This window comes from Caballeronia mineralivorans PML1(12), assembly GCF_001028175.1.
GTDB classification, from domain to species: domain Bacteria; phylum Pseudomonadota; class Gammaproteobacteria; order Burkholderiales; family Burkholderiaceae; genus Caballeronia; species Caballeronia mineralivorans.
The window spans coordinates 15,651-35,212 of record NZ_AEJF01000184.1 but is presented as its reverse complement, the minus strand read 5'-3'; the positions used below and the strand labels follow the sequence as shown (position 1 = coordinate 35,212).

Here is a 19,562-nt window from a genome sequence, read left to right as displayed (position 1 = left end):
CTACCCAGCGGTGTCGTCAAGAAGTCGGCGAAAGCGGTATCAGCGAAAGATGCCGCGAGCGCGTCCCTAATGCAGCACGCAGCCGGCCAAGATTCAGACTTTCCGCATTGCTGCGTTTACCGTTTTGTTGGGATTTCAGTGCTGACATGCTTGATAGCGCACGCACATTTGCGGGACTCAGAGAAGCGGCGAGGTGCCTTGACGGGGCGCGCAGCGCTGGATCTCGGCACCGGTACTTTTTGAAACGACGACCAGTTGGGTGAAACTGTTCAAATGCGCGTACGGTAAAAAAAACCGGTCCATCACGCCAATGAAGATACCTAGACTGATGCCCGCGAACGCTGCCTCATCTATCGTCAACGTCACTTCTATACCTCGGACGAACGTTGCAAGCGGCTTAACGGGCATCCATCTCATGCACGGGCGATGATCGAGTCCCGCGATACCGTCGATCAGACTTGACATGGATATCGATGCCGAATGAGCAAACTGATCAAGCAACGCTCTGAGTCCGGAAAGCCGCAACGAAAGCGAATTCGGCGCGAGTTGCGCCACGATACGCCAGAGAGCATTACCGCCCTGCGGTAGCCTCACGCTTCTGGTAAGCGGCCGTAGCATTGAAATAGCACAGGCGAACGATGCGTCCTCATTCAGCAAATCGCCGCCGGGCATACCGAAAGGCATGGTTGGCGGCAAGTCCCGGTTGGTGCAGGTCAGCTCGATTGCCAACTGATCAGTTTTAATCGCGGCCGGTGCCCCATCGATACTCACAAACGAAATCTCGGTTTCATAGCCTGGGCGCTGCTGAGCAACCGATGGATCGCGGCGGGCAAGCCAGTATGTTCGCGATGACTGAGCCGATTCATCATGCAGCATCGAACGGTATGGCGGGATTTCCGTCACCACCTTGCCTGCCGCCGTCTGCTCGATCGAATAGACGGAATCGATCGAGTAGATTTCAGTGTTCGGAACGCGCGGTGCCTCGGGTACAACCGGGTATGAGATCGCGTTATTGGGATTTCGTAGTGGCGATGCCTCACGTCTAAACAGGTTGACGACGGGCGTGCAGAAGAGCCGCAGATTGTCGGCCTGAAGCGTCTCCATCGCGCGCGCGACAGACGATTCCTTCAGCACGTCTGCGACGGCGATATGCAGCGTCAGCTTCCGGCATGTGCCCGCGGCTCGCAGCAAGCGGGCAAAATGGAGGTCGATAAACTGAAACTTTTCGGGAAAGGCAAAGAACTCCGTTAGCATGCGAAAAGCCAAGGGGGTGTCCGACGCGCCGCCGACAAGAGCATCCTGATCCTCGAAGCCGACGGCCCTGAACGGGATGTCCGTGAGAGCCTTCCATCGACCGCTGGCATCCGCCTCGACAAACGCGGCGACTGTGCGCAACAAGAGAATATCGGTCAATGCCGATACGAAGGTCTGCTGTCCAGTGAGGTGTATCCGCACCGGACGGTCATCTTTGGTCGAGCCAAACGCTTCAGCTTCTGTTGCCGGCTCGAACGAAATCGAAACCAATCCGGTAGTGTTCGACGGAAGCTGGGCGCTCACCGGTGCGATAGCCGTCGCAGAGTACCGGGCCTCGGTCAAACGCAGAGGCAACACGGTCACATCATAGACAGTACGAAACCGGCACTCACCGACGCGTGCTTCTAGTGCCGCTCCACGCGCTATCGTCACAGCTTCGGTCAATTGACTTGCATGGGAATCCGCTGCGACCTGCGCGACCGAGCACGATGGAATCACCCGCAGATATTGCGGGTACAGCATTTCCAGCAGTGCCTCGGTGAATTCAGGGAACTCATCCTCAATCCGCGCGCCGATACGAGCACCCAACAGGGCCGAAGATTCGAGCATTCGCTCAACATGCGGGTCCTCGGAGTTGTCGCCGACCATGGCGAGCCGGGCAGCAATTTTGGGATTCCGCTCAGCGAACGTGCGCGCGTATTGTCGGAGCAACGTTAGCTCGCGCTCGTAGAAAGGCAGTAGTTCTTCCATTCCGATCGTCGTTGTACGTCGTTTCGCTTGCGGATTTTCCTGTCGGCGTACTACTGGGCCGGAGGCACCACTTGCCGCAGCCTGGGATTGACGAGCCGGGCGATGCCCAACTTCGCACGCTCATGTTGCAATGCCTCGACATTGTCGAACACAAATCGGGTCCGCTGTCGTTTCTCGACGCGCCTCACTTCGTGGACGCCCACAAAATACGTCATCACAAAGGGGAGCACGGCGAAGGGCGCCACCAGAATCGCGGCCTCAACGGCGCATTGAAAAAGCGCTTTCCCCTGGGCACCAAACACAGCGCCGACGACTGTCATTGCGACCACGCCCGCCGCCGCACCAAGCGGCGCAAGGAGCGATGGCGATTTGCCTTTTTTTGCCCGGGAGCTTCCGCGCACACGAATGAACCGCACCACCATCACCCCTTCGATAGCAAGCGTGGGGCTGCGTAGCGAGTCGCGGAAGTCGCTCCAGTTCCGCCCTCGTTCCCGGAAGAAAAAAATGAAATACGCCGTGATCAGCGCGGCGAAATATCCGCCTGTCAAGACGAACATCGCTCGCGGCGCAAGGCCGAGCGTGTCTGCAAGCAGTGCACACACTGTTGCCGCGAAGAGGCAGAAATTGAGCCGCATGAGAATGCTCATGCCCTGATGATAGGCCGTGTATCCAGTCGCAAAAAAAGCCGCAAACACGGCATACACGAACGCGGCGCCGAGCATCACAGGCAGCGCCCAAATCAGCACCGGAAAACTCGCCACCGCCAGCGCGCCGAACAACACGTTGAACGCAAACATGCCGAGCGGCAGCTTAATAATATTTTTTTCCATGCACCCAGCCTACCAGTGATGCGAAGCGGCGAATCGATCCCAGGTGTCGCCGATGCTTTTGCCGTAATAGTGATTCACGGCGACCTGCACGATCAGACCGACGCCAAATCCGACTGCAATCACAGCCAGAACCGGTACCTCGAACGGCAACGCGACAACGAGCGCCGGCAGCATCGCACCCGCCCCCCAACCCGCCAGCCATCCGGCGGCATTCGCGGGCTGGCTATGCGCTTCCAGACTGGCGAAATCGCGCAGATTACGCGCATCGATGGCATCGAAAATCGCCTGGGGGCCGAGCGCCAGCAATCCACCCGCGTGGAATCCAGTAATGCGGCCGCCGATCGTGCCGCTAAACCCTTCAATACTGATTCGGTTACGCGCTTCGAGCGCTTCCAGCGCTGCCTGACGATAAGCCGGAATGCGGACCACATTCGCTGCGGCGCGCCCCTTGATTACATAACCCGCAGCCTGCTTGTTGACTGGAATTTCGAAAGCCCATTTGCCCTCGACTCGCACGAGTTTCAGCGAGTCGCCAAAACGTTTCCGTGCGGATTTGATGCCTTGGTTACCGCCTTTCTTTGCCCACGAGATAAGCTTCTGCCTTGTGGACTCGGGAATGTCGATCAGTTGTGAAGTGGGTGCTTTCGACACCAGCGACATTGCAGCACCTGTCGCGGTAGCCAATGTTGCGCCAACATTTGAAGGGGAATAAAGCGCGTTGAGAAAATCTCCCGTCAAGCCTGGAACGCTCTGCGCTTCTTTGTACAGTTTGCCAAATTCAGTTTTATTGACCGTTGTTTCGGCATCGCGAAGCGCTTGTTGCAGTTGAGCCAGATCGTTAAGACGTTCCTGTGGAGTGAGCTTGTCGTCGTATTTCAGTTCGGCAATCAGGTAGCGCGCGGCCGTCGCGCAATCTGCCGGATAGAGCTTGCCGCCGAGGTTCAACATCAGCGGTGCGACCTCCGAGCCATACGACCCCGTTGCGCCTAGCCACGGTGAATTCCCGGGTCCCAGCAGACCGTAATGTCCGGTCAGCGTACTTGGATCATCGGCGGTGCAAGCGTAAAAATCTGTATCGCTCATGGTTGCCTGCGCTGTTGAATCGGAATACGCGCGGAATATTTTACCTGTCTATGCAATTCGAATAGAACGAGAAAATATTGCCACATCACTGCTCATGACTGCATGAACAAATCGTTAATTTTTATCGAGCGCGGTTGTTGCCTTCGACACGCAATATAATCGCGAGGCAGATTTCGTCATACCTTTCAGGTCTTCGACATTGTATGCGCATAACTGACTAGCGGGAAATGGGGGAACGTCATGCAGATGTCCGATGTAACAAGCTTCTTTGGGCTGCAGAACAGCAGGCTCTTTTCGATTGACACCCCGCTGTCCGGGCAGTCCCAGTTGCTGGTTAGCGACTTCAGTTGTAGTGACGAGTTGTCACAGCTTTTCAATATTGAGGTTGGACTGGTTTCTCAGGACGCGACCATCGAGCTGAAACAACTGATCGCCCAGCAAGTTTCAATCGAATTGGAAGTTAATGACGGATCGACACGCTATTTTAATGGTTATGTCACACGCTTTATCCACCTTGGAACTGACGGCGGTCTGTCGACCTACTCGGCAACCGTGCGTCCGTGGATATGGATGCTAGGCCGGCGCTTTGACACCCGCATTTTTCAGGACAAAACCGTAGAGGACATACTCAGCGATGTCTTCTTGCAATACTCGAAGCTCGCGTCCTATGAATTTCGTGTTCGCAAGGACCCGAAGCCCTACAGTTATTGCACCCAGTATCGCGAGTCGGACCTGAACTTTGTACGCAGGTTGCTTGAACAAGAAGGACTTTACTTCTATTTTGAGCACACGAAGGACGGTCACAAGCTGATTATCACGGACGACTCGCAAGGGGCCAAGCCAATCGATGGCGACTCAACGTTGCGATATGCAACAGGGGAGATGCTCGACAACGAGAGCGTGGTGACGAGTTGGCGTGCCGACCGGCAACTCGAGTCCGGCCGCATCAGCATGAAAACGTTCGACTACAAGGCACCGGGTGCGCGTCGCTTTGTGTCAGCGGACACGACCACCGACCAGGGCAATGCCGAACGCTACGAGATTTACGATTACGTCGGCTTGCACGGATTTGACTCAACGGATCGCGGCGAAGAGTTGACCCGCTTTCGCCTGGAGGCGCTCGAAGCGGCGGGCAAGGTTTTCATCGGATCGAGCAACTGCCGGACGCTCGGCCCTGGACGCTTTTTCCAGCTGACCGGGCATTACGACCATGATTCCGGCACGCAGGAGGACTGTCAGTTCCTGATACTGTCTGTAAGCCATCACGGAATGAACAACTATCAATCGCACGAGGGTTCGGCAACGTACTCGAACAGCTTCGTGTGCATCCGCAAGAAGATTCCATTCCGGCCTTCGCTGAGCACCCAGAAGCCGATGATACTCGGCCCACAGACGGCCTTCGTGGTCGGCCCGAAGGGCGAGGAAATCTACACTGACTCGTTGGGTCGCGTGAAGGTGCAGTTCCATTGGGACCGTCTGGGCCAAAGGGATCATCGCAGTTCATGCTGGGTGCGCGTGGGTCAGCCTTGGGCGGGTGGAGGATTTGGTGCGGTCCAGATTCCGCGCATCGGAGACGAGGTGGTCGTTTCATTCCTCGACGGAAATCCGGACAGGCCGCTCATCACTTCACGCGTGTACAACGCGCAGAACACGCCGCCGTGGGCGCTACCTGCCAACGCGACCCAAAGCGGCTTTCTGACCCGTTCGAGCAAGGGAGCAACGGCGGCCAACGCTAATGCAATCCGCTTCGAGGATAAGCGCGGCCAAGAAGAGGTGTGGATTCATGCGGAGAAGGACCAGCGCATCGAGGTCGAGAACAACGAATCTCATACCGTCGGCAATGACCGCGTAAAGACCGTCGATCATGACGAGACCGTTCAGGTCAACAACGACCGCACGGAGACGGTTGGTAACAACGAGACGATTACCGTCGGCGTAAATCGCACCGAGCAGGTCGGCGGCAATGAGACGCTTTCTGTTGGCGGCAATCGCAATGAGACCATCAGCGGGATGGAGAACCTGGTGGTTGCGCTGACGTCTACCGAGACGGTCGGGCTCGCGAAGGCGTTGACAGTCGGCGGTGCCTACACAGTGACGGTTGCTGGCGCGATGAATTCTGCGGCCGGACTCGCGAGTGCTGAAGAGGTCGGGCTTTCCAAAACCACCATGGTGGGCAAGAGCTACACGATCACCGCAGGCGACCGAATCGAACTCAAGACCGGCAGCGCCGTCCTGATTCTCGAGAGCAACGGACACATCACGCTGCGCGGCACTCAGTTGCTGATCGAAGGCTCCGGGCCGGTTCAGATCAACGGCAAAGACGTCGACATCAACTGAGCGCTGGCGATGGAATTCTCCAATCACACGCCCTTTCCGGCGCTGGCGTTCGAGTCGGTTATGCCCGACGGTGCGGCATTTCACACCATCGTACTGCGGCAAACCTTCGAACTGCACGACGGCTCGCTCGTGCTTGCACAAGCGCAGAAACCGCTCGCGACCTCGGATCGCTTCTATGGCGAACCCAACCGGTCCAGCGTAGCGGAGGAAAGCGATCTTGCGCCCTACAAGCCGCTTTGCGACGTAGTGATCAGCGGCAGCGCGCATGCTCCGTCAGGTCGAGCAGTCCCGCGGTTTGCTGTACGCGCGCAGATCATCGGATCGTCTGCCGCCTCGGGGCAGATGGGTGCTTCAGCGCCGCAGGTTCTGCTGGATCGCCGCCTTGCGATCACTGGGCCGCGAGAGCTTGTGCCGCGCTCGGGACTTGTGCGGCGAGCGAGCCAACTAATGACACTGTGCACCCTTGGCCTCGTTCGCCTCCCCGCGTGGAAATTGACATCGCCTGAGCCGGTAGCTGAACTGCCGGTCCGATACGAGCATACGTGGGGTGGACAATGCCTCGTCTGCGCAGATGATCCCGCGGCAAAGCGCGTACCGAAAGAATTTCTTCTAAACGATCAGCAGTGGGCGGAGCATACCGACCAGGGCGATAGTCCGGTCGCGCATACGGTCTGTGAGGACAATCCGGTCGGAACCGGCTTTACCGAGCCGTGGTTCCTGAAGGCGGTCAAGCCGGAGAGGATTCGCGCCCCGCAAATCGAGGCGGATAGTGCTCCGGTTACCGCACAAGCATGGATCGATAGCCTACGGGGGCAGCCCTCCCCTGCGCTGCGACGGGCGGGTTTCGGTGTCATCGGCAAAGCATGGTCCCCACGGCGCGCGCTTGCCGGTACATACGATGAGCACTGGTTGGCGGAACGGCATCCGGGATTGCCCGACGACTTCCAGTTCGGCTACTGGAACGGTGCACCTGAGCAGATGCAAACACCCCATCTGAAGGGTGACGAAGCGATCCTGCTGACTAATCTCCTGCCCGCAGGCACAACCGGCACTGACAGCGATGCCGAGGGCAACACGTTGTTGCGCATCCAGTTGCCGGGCCATCTACCGATGGGATGGGCATACACGGATCAGACGTTAAAGTTTGCTCCGCTTCTGCTGGACACCCTGTCTATCGACCTGTCGGATGCATCGAGGCCCGCAGCGACACTTGTTTGGCGCGCCACCTTCCTGAGAGCCACGGGCATCCAGCGCTTCGAAGCCCGGTTTATCCAGCGCTCTGACACTAACCGCGTATCGGCATTTCCCGAGACCGGCGTGGGTATCGATCTAGGAGCAGCCGATGGCTGACCCTTTGCAGGTTTCGATCAGCGGCGACGCCGCCGACGTTTTCCGCCAGCAATTCAACATCCAGAACGTCGGGCAGGCGAGGAATGCCGCCAGCAATCTTGACGCGCTATGGAACACGCCGAATCCGTGGAGCGAACGCGGTCGCCCGGTAGATCGCGAAACGTTCGGCTGGGCTGGTCAGGAAGTCCAAAAGCGTTTCGAGTCGGGGCGATATCAGCCAGAGACGGACGCACAGCCCGCCGATCATTTTTCCAAGGGCAACCGGATTGCGACGCGTCAGAACGGTAGCTTCAAGGCGGTGAGCAATACGCCGGACGTTTGCAAAACACCAATGGGTGGTTCAACGCCGCCCGTGCCGTATCAGATAGTCGCTGATCTGGGCGGCTCGACCGGCATCGTGTCGAGCGTGCGGTTCAACGGCAAGCCAGCCTACGTGCTCGATCAAAGCGTGGTCCCGACGTGCACGGGCGATGAACCAGGTACGGCGAACGGGGTGAAATCCAGCACGGTTGGCGGTGAAGTCAAACCGACGAAGGGTAGCAGCACGGTCAGAGCTGGCGGACACGCGATCATCCGGGACGGTGATCCGTGCACGATGAACAATGGCAACTGCACAGGCACCTATGTCACCGCACCGGCTCCGGGGAGCTCGGTCGACACCAGCGGGAATGTAGTTGGGGATGCGAATCCTCCGCCCGACAAGGGTGTCATGCACCAGGTGGGCGGGTTCTTCAAAGGGGCCGGCGGCGCACTGTGGGACATGGGCAAAGGGGTCGTCGGCCTGGGTGTGGGCGCGGCCAAATTGTCCTCGGTATCGCAGGCTGCCGAAGAGCTTTCCAATCTCACAGGCTTGTACAGCTATCACGGCTATTCCGAAACGCAGCAAGCGGTCTCCCAGACCGCGCAGACGATATACAACCATCCCGGCGCTATCGTTGATGGCATTACGAAGCCGTATGCGGAGGCTTGGGCGCAAGGAAATTATGGAGAGGCGCTGGGCCGTGGAGCGATCGATGTCGGTGGCCTGTTCGTCGGCGGAGTCGGTGCTGTTGGAAAGGCCGGCGAAGCAGCGAACGTCGCGGGCGAGGTGGGCGAAGCGGCGAACGCAGTTGGCAAAGCTGGCGAAATCGCAAACACGGCTGGAAAGCTTGGAGAAGCCGCTGATGCTGCCGGACAGGCTGGTAAGGCGGCAGAAGCGGGAACTGCCGGCGCGAAAGGTGCAGATGCTGCAGAAGCCTTGGCGGATGTCAAGCCGGCAGGAAACGGGGTAAAGATCAAACCCAAACGGCTTCGCGAAAAATACCTTGGCCGGACGCCCGGGAAGAGTTCACGGACGGGTAGAGAAGTCCAGGAGCGGCTCACTGAAGAGGGAAGATTGCGCGAAGACCCATTCACGGGAGAGAAAGAGTTTGAATACGACGGTCAATGGTATCCGCTCAAGGACGCTGACATGGCTCACCAGACTGACGCGGTGACCTGGTGGAATGACGTTGGCAGACAGTATGGGGCGAAGTCCCCTGAAGTCCGTGATTGGATGCTGGATTCCGATAATTACGATCTCCAACCGTACTGGGTCAACCGATCCCTCGGTGCTAAACTTGGTGAAAGTTACTTACCCCCACTTAACTAATGGCTACGAAACTACCAGAGAATCTGACCAAGGAAGTCTACGCACTCGGCGCTGCAGGTCGGGAAGCTTGGAAGCGTGGGGCGCTAGACGAAGCCGAGACTGATTTCCTTAAGGCTTGGAAAGTGTTGCCCGAACCAAAGCGTCAATATGACCTAGCTCCGTCACTTTGCCGAGGTTTTGTCATTTTTTATCGCGACACAAAGCAGTTCGACAAAGCACGACATTGGCTTTCTGAAATGCGTGAAGCATATGGTCCGGGAACCGGGCCGGACTTGACAGTAGGCTTCCTCAGCGGAACCGTTTATTTTGAAGCCGGCGATCTCGACAAGGCTTCTCAGTTCTTTTTACCTCTGTTTGAACAGTACGGAAATAGGCCATTTTCCGGTGAGGACAAAAAATACTTGGAATTCGTGAAGCGAGTGTCAAAGGACAAGAAGTGACGACATTGCCGGCAAACATTGCTCTCAAGCTGGACGAACTCAGTCAGCTTGGGAGCGACTTCCTTGACCAGGGCCGCGCGCCTGATGCCATAAGCACATGGGAAGAAGCTTTAGAGATTTTGCCGGAGCCTAAAAACAATTGGGAAGCGTCGGAGTGGCTGTATGCAGCTATTGGCGATGCATACTATGAACTCAATAACTATAAGCGTGCGCAGGAAGCGCTGCAGAATGCTCTAAACTGTTCCGGCAGTTCGCCCTCTCCCTTTGTAACCTACCGACTAGGTCAAGTCTTCGTGGAACAAGGACAGACTGAAAGAGGCGTAGAGATGCTCTTGCGGACCTATATGCTGGATGGCGATACAATTTTTGTGGAAGATGGTGGGGAAAAGTACCTGGACCTGCTACGGCAACGGACGTTGATCTGATCGCTCGAAAACAGCAGTGGCCGGTGGCATGACTAAAAGTCCTATATCCGCCGAGCGAGAATCTATAGGCCGGCATGCCCTTTCGGCATTCGGTGGCAAGCCCAAAGTCCAAGAATACATTCACGATGATATGCCGCTCGCCGTGGACGTCCTTTCCGTCGCGGATTCGCCAAACGATGGCGCCATAATGAGGACGGTACTAGCATGCAGTTGATCCAGAGTGATCCCACGACGCAGCGACGCATACCGGCGGCGCTTCAGCCGCTAGGGCGAACGGAGGGCAGTAATGGACAATGCTCTGAAGGTAAGGCAGAAGATTGATAGAATGGAAAATGAGCTAAATAAATATTAGTCTACCGACTCAATACAAGGAATTCCTGTCGTTGGCCAATACTGGAGCATACGAGCGGGCGTCTTTTAATTTTTTAGGTGCAGATGGCATCCCGAACTCGTCAACAATAAGGTATTTTCTTTTTCGACTTGTTTATCAACAACTTCGGGGAATCGACGAGGCGTGTCGACGTTCCACAGGCCAGTATCGAAAAATTCACGAATGTATTGCCGAACCAGTTGCTGAAATATTGGGCCGAAGAAGGATGGAGTGGATATGCGAACGGCCCGCTGTGGACTGTCAATCCTGACGACTACGGCTACGTACTGGATCTATGGTTGGAAGATACCCCGTTCGAGGAAATTGACAGCTATCACATAATCGCCCGAACGGCATTTGGCAAGTTGTTCGCGTGGGGAGAAAAGACTGGGCCGAGCCTAACTGTCTCCTGTCCGACCTTCTCGCTCATAGCATTGGAGCGGGAGTTGAAAAGTACGCTGCCCAATCCCGACTTTCGTGTGCAGACGTTCTTCGGTGCGAAGACCCGCAATGAGTGCGACCTCAAGGACGAACACAAGAAATCGCTGTTCGAACACGCCCGCCATACACTAGGTCCGCTGTCGTCCACCCAAATGTATGGCTTCGAACCTGCACTGGTGGCGGGCGGCCGGATGGCACTTGAGCACCTGGAAAAGGTCAACCTTGATGTGCATCTGACCATTCTGCGTCAGCTCGCTCCGCCAAAAATACCTTTCGCTGGAGCGAAGCTTTAGAGGCTGCCGTAGCATGTGAATTGTTCACGCTGAGCCGGGCACTCAAGGACGGCAACGAACTAACACGGAAGAGGCGAAGTTCAGATCATACGGAGACCAAGGATGCGATGAGAGACAAATTGTTTTCGTTCTTTATCTCGCAGTTTGGTGAAGCCACCAGCCAAGCGAATGTACCTGACGAGACCGTCGCAAAATTCCAAGGGGTGCTCCCGGATCAGTTGCTCAGCTATTGGAAAAGTGAGGGCTGGTGCGGTTACCGTCATGGTTTGTTCTGGACGGTGAATCCCGACGACTACGCAGACGTACTCGACATGTGGTTAGAAGATACGCCATTTGAAGAAATCGATAGCTACCATGTTATTGCCAGAACAGCCTTTGGGAAGCTATTCGCTTGGGGCGAAAGGACTGGACCCAGCCTCACAGTTTCCTGCCCCATACATTCTCTGATCGCCCTCGAAAAGGATTTGAAGAAACCCTTGGTGAATCCAAATCATGAAGTCAGCATGTTTTTCGCTGGCACGACGCCGGACGAGTGCGACCTCAAGGACGAGAGCAAAAGGCCAATGTTCGAAAGGACGTTGGCAAAGCTAGGGCCACCACAAAGTGGGGAAATTTATGGGTTTGAGCCCGCCTTAGTTGCCGGCGGTCGCATGACGGTGGATCACCTCAAGAAGGTCAATGCCGATATACATTTGACGATCCTGCGTCAACTTTCGCCTCCGCGTATTCCTTTCGGCACACCTAAGAGTTGAAGTCGTTGACGGACAACCGCGATGCTGTCTAAGTGGTTGTGGAGTAGCTATCAGTGCGGCTGAACGCCACATCACTCGCGAGGATTTCCTGAACAATTATAATGATCCGTCGCATTATCTACACATGGTTGTCGGCATCCATCGGGAACGCGCAATGCCAACTCGGCCAATTGGACGCTGCGCGGCATAGTTTCTACGATGCGCTCAATGGTCCTGGCGGCCCAGGAAATCCATTCGTCCACTATCGACTGGGACAAGCTTTGATTAAGCTGGCCGATGAAGACGGAGGCACGCAGAGCTTACTGAAAGCATACATGCTTGATGGAGACGGGATTTTTTCTGCGGACCCGGATGGGTTGATTTACCTGCAGAAGCTTCGCGACAAAAAACTGATCGATTAACCGAGCTAACAGCACAGTTCCCCAAACGATCCTAGATCATCGTTATATCCAGCACCACCCGGCGTCCCTTCCTTGCAAGTATGTCGTGTCGTTCACACACGGCCAGAGCGACCCTACGTCGTTTGTTGTCAGGCTCCGGCAATGAAAGACGGAGGGGTGTATTACCGTGATGGGGCAAATAGTGAGATGACGGGACCTGCTCATATCGGTATATGCGAAAAATTGCATATAATTTCGATGACTTTCTCGCCAATTTGCATGTCTAAAAAGACACAAAAAGAAGACAAGGCCATTCATTACAATATGCCCCTCGCCCTAGATGTGCTGTCCGTCGCGGATTCGCCAGACACCGGTATGGTTGCCACTATCGAAACGCTTCGCCGGCTTTCGTCGTGAGCGGTCGGCGCACTGCAGAGTTTCTTCTACGTCTAGATGGGCTCATCTTCATGGCGGAAGAAAAGCGGCGGCGCGCGAAAGCTGCTGGCGCTGAGGTATGGCTTATCGGATCGTACGACACGCTCATTCGAAATCTACAGGTCTTAAGGGATACTGCTAGTCAGGATAAGCTGCCTCGGCGATCGAGGGGGGAAACTCGGCCCGGCGCCGGCTTAGGCCTGAGCCGTGCGGTCGGCGAATGGTGTGAAGACGACGAACTGCTCGACAAAGTGCGAAATGTCGAAGATTATTTCCGAGAAAGCCTCTGACTAGGCGATTGTCGCCATAGCGGTTCGGTGTTCTCGTTGCTGGAATGCGGTATCCGCAAGTTGCCGGGTTGCGCACCAACGGCGCTGCTGAGCATGTCCGCACTACTAACGGTCGACATATCCCCTTGATAAACTGGCAATGACGACAGGATGCCCATGAGAGATTTTTGGATATGAGTCGGTGGAAAGATAACGGTTGCCTCGTATGCCGAAACCTCTGGGAATCTGGAAAGCAGCCGCCGGAGCTCGCCATCAATTACTCGACGCATTCGAGACTACACCGCTGCCCTTCCTGTGGCACCTATTGGGAGCAAAATGAGCGGTACGCCGACACTGTTGTTCCGTCCGAAGCCAGAAAGCTTTACCCAGGCGCTTTTCAAATGAAAGTTGAAAGCTTGACCGAGGTCGGCGTCAACGGGGAAGAAATTGCTGAATGGATGTCGAGCGAAGAACGACGAAAGCTTTACCCGCCGCACGGCATTGTGAAGATCGTAAAGCTGCGGTGGAATTGCGGTGGTCGCACGCTCGAACTTGAATTGGAGCGTGGGGGTGACAAGATCAATTATGACCTACTCCCGGACCGTTCCGGCTTTCTAATAACCTCCTGGCAGAGTGACGGCACAACGTCAGCGGCAATCTGGAACGCCGATTTGACCACTCGCTTCAACCTTCGCAATCCATGGCCGGACAGCCCGTTTTACAAATCGAATCAGGCGTGCACCTTTGGTTGGCCTACCGTTGAGCAAGGGCAGCCCGGTTTCGTGATTAGTGTTAGTTCAATGGGGTTGTCCGAAATTGCGATGACGATCGACCATTTTTATGCCGTCGATCCAGATACCGGAGTGTTTGTAAGCAGCCATCCTCTTCATTAACTCGTTGGTTTGCCAAAAATGGTCGTCCGAAGCACCGTTCTGAAAAGACGGCTTCGACTAGGGCGCAAAGCCTTCGGTTATGCATTGCGACATTGGGAGGCGCTTGTCCGATATACAGAGAACGGCGTCCTGTTGCCAGACAACGATGCGCTTGAGCGCCAGATCAGGCCCCTTGCCCTCGGAAGGTCAAACTGGCTGTTCGCGGGTTCTGCACGCGGTGCCCGTGCGGGCGCAACGATATACTCACTCATCGGAACGGCTCGCCTTAATGGTATCGAGCCCGACGCGTGGCTCGAACGGACGCTTGAGCAATGGCCGTCGTATCCCGTCAATCGCGTGAACGAGCTCTTGCCGCTCACCCGTTAAAAACACCTCAACATCATGGACATTCTCGACTCGCTTCGGCAGGCGCCCAGTGCCGAGCTATATCGGCTCTATCTTGCTATCGGCAAAATGCTTGATGATCCCCGACGTATTCTCGAAATACGTCAACGCCTGCACCTGGGGATGGCCGTCAACTACATCGGCGACAACCCGCTTGGGCCGCCGGCGAAAGGCACCATAGTTGAACTCCGGCAGACACAGGCAGTGGTTCAAGACAGCGCAACTCGACGCCGTTGGGGAGTGCACTATGCGGCGATCATCCCAGAAACTTCGACTGGTCAGCCTGACGTCGAACCGACACCGCCGCCGAGAACGCAGCGTGAAGAATTCTTCATCGGTGACACAGTGAGCTTCACCGACAAGCACCTAAGCGAGCGCGTCGGAGTCGTCGTGAGGCTGAATGCCAAGACCGCATCGGTCGCCGTTAATGACACCGATGGCCACTGGCGCGTTTCGTACTCTCTACTGCGAAAGATCGTCGACATTTAGCCGCGCAAAACCGCCCTAACGGGTTCCGCTGACGGATACGTATTAGCTTTGATAGTTGAATCGTAAGTCGAGAAACAAAAATCCCCGCAAATCATTGATTTTACGGGGATTTTTTGAGCATTCTGGCGGAAAGGGTGAGATTCGAACTCACGGTACCCCTAAAGGTACACTGGATTTCGAGTCCAGCGCATTCGACCACTCTGCCACCTTTCCATTTACTGCAACCGCTTTACTGCTCTTTGCGGCCCTCGTTGAGCGGGTCGGTGCTCAGCGAAGAGAAAGATTATAGACGACTCGGAATCGATTTCCAACCCCTTTTCGTGAGCCTGTTACAACACGCGGGCTCAATCCGCTTTCGGCACTTCCAGCTTTTCGACCCCACGCAGATACGGCCGCAATGCGGCCGGCACCGTCACCGATCCATCGGCGTTCTGGAAGTTCTCGAGCACCGCAACGAGCGTGCGTCCGACCGCCAGTCCCGAGCCGTTCAGCGTATGGACAAATTCGGGCTTGCCCTGTGCATTGCGGAACCGGGCCTGCATCCGGCGCGCCTGGAACGCCTCGGTGTTCGAACAGCTCGAAATCTCGCGATACGTGTTCTGCGCCGGCAGCCAGACTTCCAGGTCGAATGTCTTCGATGCCGAAAAACCCATGTCACCGGTGCACAGCGTAATCACGCGATACGGCAGTTCGAGTTTTTGCAGGATCGCTTCGGCGTGGCCGACCATTTCGTCGAGCGTGTCATACGATTTTTCCGGCGATACGACCTGCACCATTTCCACTTTATCGAACTGATGCTGGCGAATCAGACCCCGTGTATCGCGGCCATACGAGCCCGCTTCGGAGCGAAAGCACGGTGAATGCGCGGTGAGCTTCACCGGCAGCGCGGCGGCGTCGAGAATGCTTTCGCGCACCGTGTTCGTCAGCGAAATTTCGGACGTGGAAATCAGATATTGCGTGACCGTGTTTTCCTCGCCTCCCTTCTCCACGCGAAACATGTCGTCCGCGAATTTGGGCAACTGGCCCGTGCCGACCAGAATCTCCGGATTCACGATATACGGCGTGTACGCCTCGGTGTAGCCGTGCTGCTCGGTATGGGTGTCGATCATGAACTGCGCAAGCGCCCGATGCAGCCGCGCGATCTGACCACGCAGCAGCGTGAAACGCGCGCCCGAGAGCTTCGCGCCAGTCTCGAAGTCGAGGCCGAGCGGCGCGCCCACATCGACGTGGTCCTTCACTTCGAAATCAAACGAACGCGGCGTGCCCCAGCGGCGAACCTCCACGTTTTCCGTCTCGTCACGGCCGACTGGCACGCTTTCGTGCGGCAGGTTCGGTGCGCCAAGCATCAGGTCGGAGAGACGCTTCTGGATATCGTCGAGTTGCGCCGCCGACGCTTTCATCGTGTCGCCAATACCGCCCACTTCGGCCATCACCGCTGACGTGTCCTCGCCACGACCTTTCATGGCGCCGATCTGCTTCGACAACGTGTTGCGACGCATCTGCAGTTCTTCGGTGCGCGTCTGGATCTCGCGACGTTCGGTTTCCAGTGCCGCAAACGCAGCAACGTCGAGGGTGTAGCCGCGTTGGGCCAGGCGCTTGGCAACAGCGTCGGGGTCTTTGCGCAGAAGTTGAATGTCGAGCATGGCAGGGCCGGTTCTTAGTGGGTGCGAATCCGCGATTTTAGCGCAGCACCGAAGGGTTATTGCCGCGGTTTGGCCGCGTTAGCCGTTCGGCCTGGCAACGAGGTTGTTTTCGGCACCAACAAGGTCTTCAGGATCTTTCGTGAAACGGGCTGCTTTTCGATTCATCCCCCGTGACACGGTTACTTCTTCTCCCCCTTGTTTTCGCGCCGCCATTGCGCGTCCATCTCGGCGAGCCGCGCCATCTTCTCGCCGATCTTGCCCTCCAGCCCACGCGGCGTCGGCTCGTACCAGTGCGGCTCGCGCATGCCGTCCGGCAGATACGTTTCCCCGGCCGCGTACGCATCGGGCTCATCGTGGGCATAACGGTATTCATGCCCGTAACCCAACTCCTTCATCAGCTTGGTCGGTGCGTTGCGCAAATGCACCGGCACGCCGCGTGATTGATCCTTGCTCACAAACCGCCGCGCTTCGTTATAGGCCATGTAGCCGGCATTCGATTTCGGCGCGATCGCCAGATAAATCAGCGCTTGCGCCAACGCCAGCTCGCCTTCCGGCGTACCCAGCCGCTCATAGGTTTCAGCAGCATCGAGCGCAATCCGGCCGGCACGAGGGTCCGCGAGACCAATGTCTTCCCAAGCCATGCGCACGATGCGCCGCGCCAGATAGCGCGGATCGGCGCCGCCATCGAGCATTCGACAAAACCAGTAAAGCGTCGCGTCGGGATTGCTGCCGCGCACCGATTTATGCAGCGCGCTGATCTGGTCGTAAAATGCGTCGCCGCCTTTATCGAAACGGCGCAGATTCTCCGCAAGCGCGCTGCCCAGCAACGCGCCGTCGATGTTTGTCGACTTCTGCTGCGCGGCCGCCCGTGCAACGATCTCGAGATTGTTGAGCAGCTTGCGGCCGTCGCCGTCGGCAGAACCGATCAGCGCGTCACGGGCTTCATCGGTGAACGTGAGGCCGCCCAGTTCGCCCTGCGCACGATCCAGTAACTCGGTGAGCTCGCTCGCGTCGAGGCTTTTCAGCACATACACGGCCGCCCGCGACAGCAATGCGCTGTTCACTTCGAACGATGGATTCTCGGTCGTCGCGCCCACGAACACGAACAAGCCCGACTCCACGTGCGGCAAGAACGCGTCTTGCTGACTCTTGTTGAAACGATGCACTTCATCGACGAACACCAGCGTCTGATGCCCGTTCGCCCGATGAATCTGCGCCAGTTCAACCGCCTCGCGAATGTCCTTCACGCCCGATAACACTGCCGACAGCGAGATGAACTCAGCATGAAACGCCGCCGCCATCAGCCGCGCGAGCGTGGTCTTGCCGACGCCGGGCGGCCCCCAGAGGATCATGGAATGCGCTTCGCCGGACTCGAACGCGACGCGCAGCGGCTTGCTCGCGCCGAGAAGGTGTTTCTGGCCGATGACCTCGTCGATAGTGCGAGGGCGCAGACGCTCGGCAAGCGGAACATTGGCACGGTTTTCTTCGAACATGGCGCTCTGAAAGGTTTCCAAATAAGTCTGGATGGTGCAGTTTGAGCAAAGACAGCGATAATCGTGCGCTTTTCGAGACGGACGCCGCCGCTGCTTCAAAATGGGCGGTTCGCCTCGATAATCGTAAATCGTGAATCGAGCCGCAACGGGTGATTATGACAGCCGCGCAACGCTCGCAGAAACGCGCATGAACCGGGTCAAGCCCTACACATAAGGACGAAACGCGAATGGGACAAGAGAACACTACGGCCACGACCGGCGAAACCGGCGCATCGACCTACGCGCCGCTTTTGCCGGTTCCGCACGCGCGCCGCGCGTTTGGCACGTCGGACGCCTTTGCCTTGTGGTTTTCGCTCGGCATCGGCTTGCTGGTGGCGCAGGCCGGCGCGCTGCTCGTGCCGGGCATGTCGCTGCCGTATGCGCTTGCGGCCATCGTGATCGGCACGGTGATCGGCGTGATCTTGCTCGCGCTCGCGGGCGTAGTGGGAACGGACACGGGGCTCGCCGCCATGTCGTCGTTGCGCCCCACATTGGGGCTACGCGGTGCATCCGTGCCGGCAGTCCTCAACGCCGTGCAACTGGTCGGTTGGGGCTCATTCGAAATCATCGTGATGCGCGATTCCGCCGATGCCCTCGCAAAACAATCGTTCGGCCTCTCGATGCCGCTCATCTGGACGCTGATCTTCGGCGTGCTGGCCACGGCGCTCGCAATCACCGGACCGTTGTCGTTCGTCCGGCGCTTCTTGCGCACGTGGGGCATTTGGCTGCTGCTTGGCGGCGCAGGCTGGCTGACGTGGAACTTGCTGTCGAAGCAGGATTTTGGCGCGCTGATGAACCGCCCCGGCACCGGTGAAATGCCGTTCGGCGCGGGTATCGATCTGGTGGTCGCCATGCCACTCTCGTGGCTGCCGCTGATCGCCGATTACACGCGCTTCGGGCGCAGCGCAGGCGGCACGTTCCGCGGCACGCTGTTCGGCTATGGCATCGCGAATATCTGGTTCTATGCGCTCGGCGCGTTCTACGGTCTGGCGGCGGGCGGCGGCGATGCGCTTCTGACCGTCGCGCTGGCCCAGGCAGCGGGCGGGATTGCGCTGCTGCTGATTCTCATCGATGAAATCGACAACGCCTTCGCCGATATCCATTCGGCCGCCGTCTCCACCGGTACGTTCTGGGCGAAGGCAAGCGTGCCGTTGCTGTCGGCCGCATTCGGCGCGTTGTGCACGCTGATCGCGTTGCTCGTGCAGATGGGCAAGTACCAGAACTTCCTGCTGCTGATCGGCTCGGTGTTCGCGCCGCTGTTTGGCGTGGTGCTGGCGGATCACTTTATCGTGAGGAAACGCCGCGTTGAAATTGGCGCGCTCACCGATCCGCGCGGACCGTACGGGTTCTCGGGCGGTTGGCACGTAAGCGGGTTTATTGCGTGGGCGCTGGGGATCGCGGCGTATCACGCGATCAATCAGTGGCTGCCGAACCTCGGCGCAACGCTGCCGGCCCTTTTGGTGGGCGCGGTGGCTTATCTGGCGTTGGTAGCGGGTCGACCGGAGGAAAGCCGGTCGTCGGCGGCTTGACAGGCGGCTAAGCCGGACGACTTGAGGAATGCTTTATTTGCGCGAGGCGGCAA

The 19,562-nt window shown here is 57.4% G+C and carries 18 protein-coding genes and 1 tRNA gene; 13 read left to right on the top strand and 6 right to left on the bottom strand.

What is annotated here, in order from left to right:
- Positions 1 to 177: 177 nt before the first annotated feature.
- The 3 genes from tssF to EOS_RS31385 are packed head-to-tail and all read right to left on the bottom strand — an operon-like array spanning position 178 to position 3,917.
- Positions 178 to 2,004 carry a type VI secretion system baseplate subunit TssF gene (gene tssF, locus EOS_RS31395; protein WP_047896100.1) on the bottom strand — a complete coding sequence of 609 codons (1,827 nt, stop codon included), beginning with the start codon at positions 2,002 to 2,004 and terminating at the stop codon, positions 178 to 180.
- Positions 2,005 to 2,054: 50 nt separating this feature from the next.
- The gene (locus EOS_RS31390) at positions 2,055 to 2,834 is read right to left on the bottom strand and encodes a hypothetical protein (protein WP_047896099.1); all 780 of its coding nucleotides are present in this window, start codon (positions 2,832 to 2,834) and stop codon (positions 2,055 to 2,057) included.
- A 9-nt stretch (positions 2,835 to 2,843) separates the two neighbouring features.
- Complete coding sequence (locus EOS_RS31385; protein ID WP_047896098.1) at positions 2,844 to 3,917, bottom strand: hypothetical protein; 1,074 nt, start codon at positions 3,915 to 3,917, stop codon at positions 2,844 to 2,846.
- 240 nt (positions 3,918 to 4,157) lie between these two features.
- Here EOS_RS31385 and EOS_RS31380 point away from each other — a divergent pair, with 240 nt between their 5' ends.
- The 12 genes from EOS_RS31380 (at position 4,158) to EOS_RS31320 (ending at position 14,805) form a co-directional block, all read left to right on the top strand.
- Positions 4,158 to 6,254 carry a type VI secretion system Vgr family protein gene (locus EOS_RS31380; protein WP_047896097.1) on the top strand — a complete coding sequence of 699 codons (2,097 nt, stop codon included), beginning with the start codon at positions 4,158 to 4,160 and terminating at the stop codon, positions 6,252 to 6,254.
- A 9-nt stretch (positions 6,255 to 6,263) separates the two neighbouring features.
- Positions 6,264 to 7,604, top strand: a complete 1,341-nt coding sequence (locus EOS_RS31375; protein WP_047896096.1) for a DUF2169 family type VI secretion system accessory protein — start codon at positions 6,264 to 6,266, stop codon at positions 7,602 to 7,604.
- 4 nt (positions 7,605 to 7,608) lie between these two features.
- Positions 7,609 to 9,234, top strand: a complete 1,626-nt coding sequence (locus EOS_RS31370) for a PAAR-like domain-containing protein (RefSeq protein WP_235443019.1) — start codon at positions 7,609 to 7,611, stop codon at positions 9,232 to 9,234.
- Complete coding sequence (locus EOS_RS31365; protein ID WP_047896094.1) at positions 9,234 to 9,674, top strand: hypothetical protein; 441 nt, start codon at positions 9,234 to 9,236, stop codon at positions 9,672 to 9,674. The genes EOS_RS31370 and EOS_RS31365 overlap by 1 nt, the downstream gene beginning before the upstream one ends.
- A complete protein-coding gene (locus EOS_RS31360; RefSeq protein ID WP_047896093.1) occupies positions 9,671 to 10,099 on the top strand; it encodes a tetratricopeptide repeat protein in 429 nt (142 codons plus the stop codon). The genes EOS_RS31365 and EOS_RS31360 overlap by 4 nt, the downstream gene beginning before the upstream one ends.
- A gap of 480 nt (positions 10,100 to 10,579) precedes the next feature.
- A complete protein-coding gene (locus tag EOS_RS31355) occupies positions 10,580 to 11,203 on the top strand; it encodes a GAD-like domain-containing protein (protein ID WP_235443018.1) in 624 nt (207 codons plus the stop codon).
- A gap of 107 nt (positions 11,204 to 11,310) precedes the next feature.
- The gene (locus tag EOS_RS31350) at positions 11,311 to 11,955 is read left to right on the top strand and encodes a GAD-like domain-containing protein (RefSeq protein WP_047896091.1); all 645 of its coding nucleotides are present in this window, start codon (positions 11,311 to 11,313) and stop codon (positions 11,953 to 11,955) included.
- Between the two features lie 101 nt (positions 11,956 to 12,056).
- The gene (locus EOS_RS31345; protein ID WP_053064091.1) at positions 12,057 to 12,356 is read left to right on the top strand and encodes a tetratricopeptide repeat protein; all 300 of its coding nucleotides are present in this window, start codon (positions 12,057 to 12,059) and stop codon (positions 12,354 to 12,356) included.
- 141 nt (positions 12,357 to 12,497) lie between these two features.
- Positions 12,498 to 12,752 (top strand): hypothetical protein, encoded by a 255-nt coding sequence (locus tag EOS_RS31340; protein ID WP_047896090.1) that lies wholly within the window; start codon positions 12,498 to 12,500, stop codon positions 12,750 to 12,752.
- Positions 12,753 to 13,440: 688 nt separating this feature from the next.
- The gene (locus tag EOS_RS31330; RefSeq protein WP_047896088.1) at positions 13,441 to 13,932 is read left to right on the top strand and encodes a hypothetical protein; all 492 of its coding nucleotides are present in this window, start codon (positions 13,441 to 13,443) and stop codon (positions 13,930 to 13,932) included.
- 18 nt (positions 13,933 to 13,950) lie between these two features.
- A complete protein-coding gene (locus tag EOS_RS49345; RefSeq protein WP_047896087.1) occupies positions 13,951 to 14,298 on the top strand; it encodes an IS66 family transposase in 348 nt (115 codons plus the stop codon).
- A 15-nt stretch (positions 14,299 to 14,313) separates the two neighbouring features.
- Positions 14,314 to 14,805, top strand: coding sequence for a hypothetical protein (locus EOS_RS31320; RefSeq protein WP_047896086.1), 492 nt, complete (start codon positions 14,314 to 14,316; stop codon positions 14,803 to 14,805).
- Between the two features lie 123 nt (positions 14,806 to 14,928).
- Here EOS_RS31320 and EOS_RS31315 read toward each other — a convergent pair.
- The 3 genes from EOS_RS31315 to EOS_RS31305 form a co-directional block, all read right to left on the bottom strand.
- Positions 14,929 to 15,018, bottom strand: a tRNA-Ser gene (locus EOS_RS31315).
- 131 nt (positions 15,019 to 15,149) lie between these two features.
- Positions 15,150 to 16,448, bottom strand: coding sequence for a serine--tRNA ligase (gene serS, locus EOS_RS31310; RefSeq protein WP_047896085.1), 1,299 nt, complete (start codon positions 16,446 to 16,448; stop codon positions 15,150 to 15,152).
- 179 nt (positions 16,449 to 16,627) lie between these two features.
- Positions 16,628 to 17,941, bottom strand: a complete 1,314-nt coding sequence (locus EOS_RS31305; protein WP_047896084.1) for a replication-associated recombination protein A — start codon at positions 17,939 to 17,941, stop codon at positions 16,628 to 16,630.
- A 227-nt stretch (positions 17,942 to 18,168) separates the two neighbouring features.
- Between EOS_RS31305 and cytX the strand changes: the two genes are divergently transcribed.
- Positions 18,169 to 19,509 (top strand): putative hydroxymethylpyrimidine transporter CytX, encoded by a 1,341-nt coding sequence (gene cytX / locus EOS_RS31300; RefSeq protein WP_047896083.1) that lies wholly within the window; start codon positions 18,169 to 18,171, stop codon positions 19,507 to 19,509.
- Positions 19,510 to 19,562: the final 53 nt, after the last annotated feature.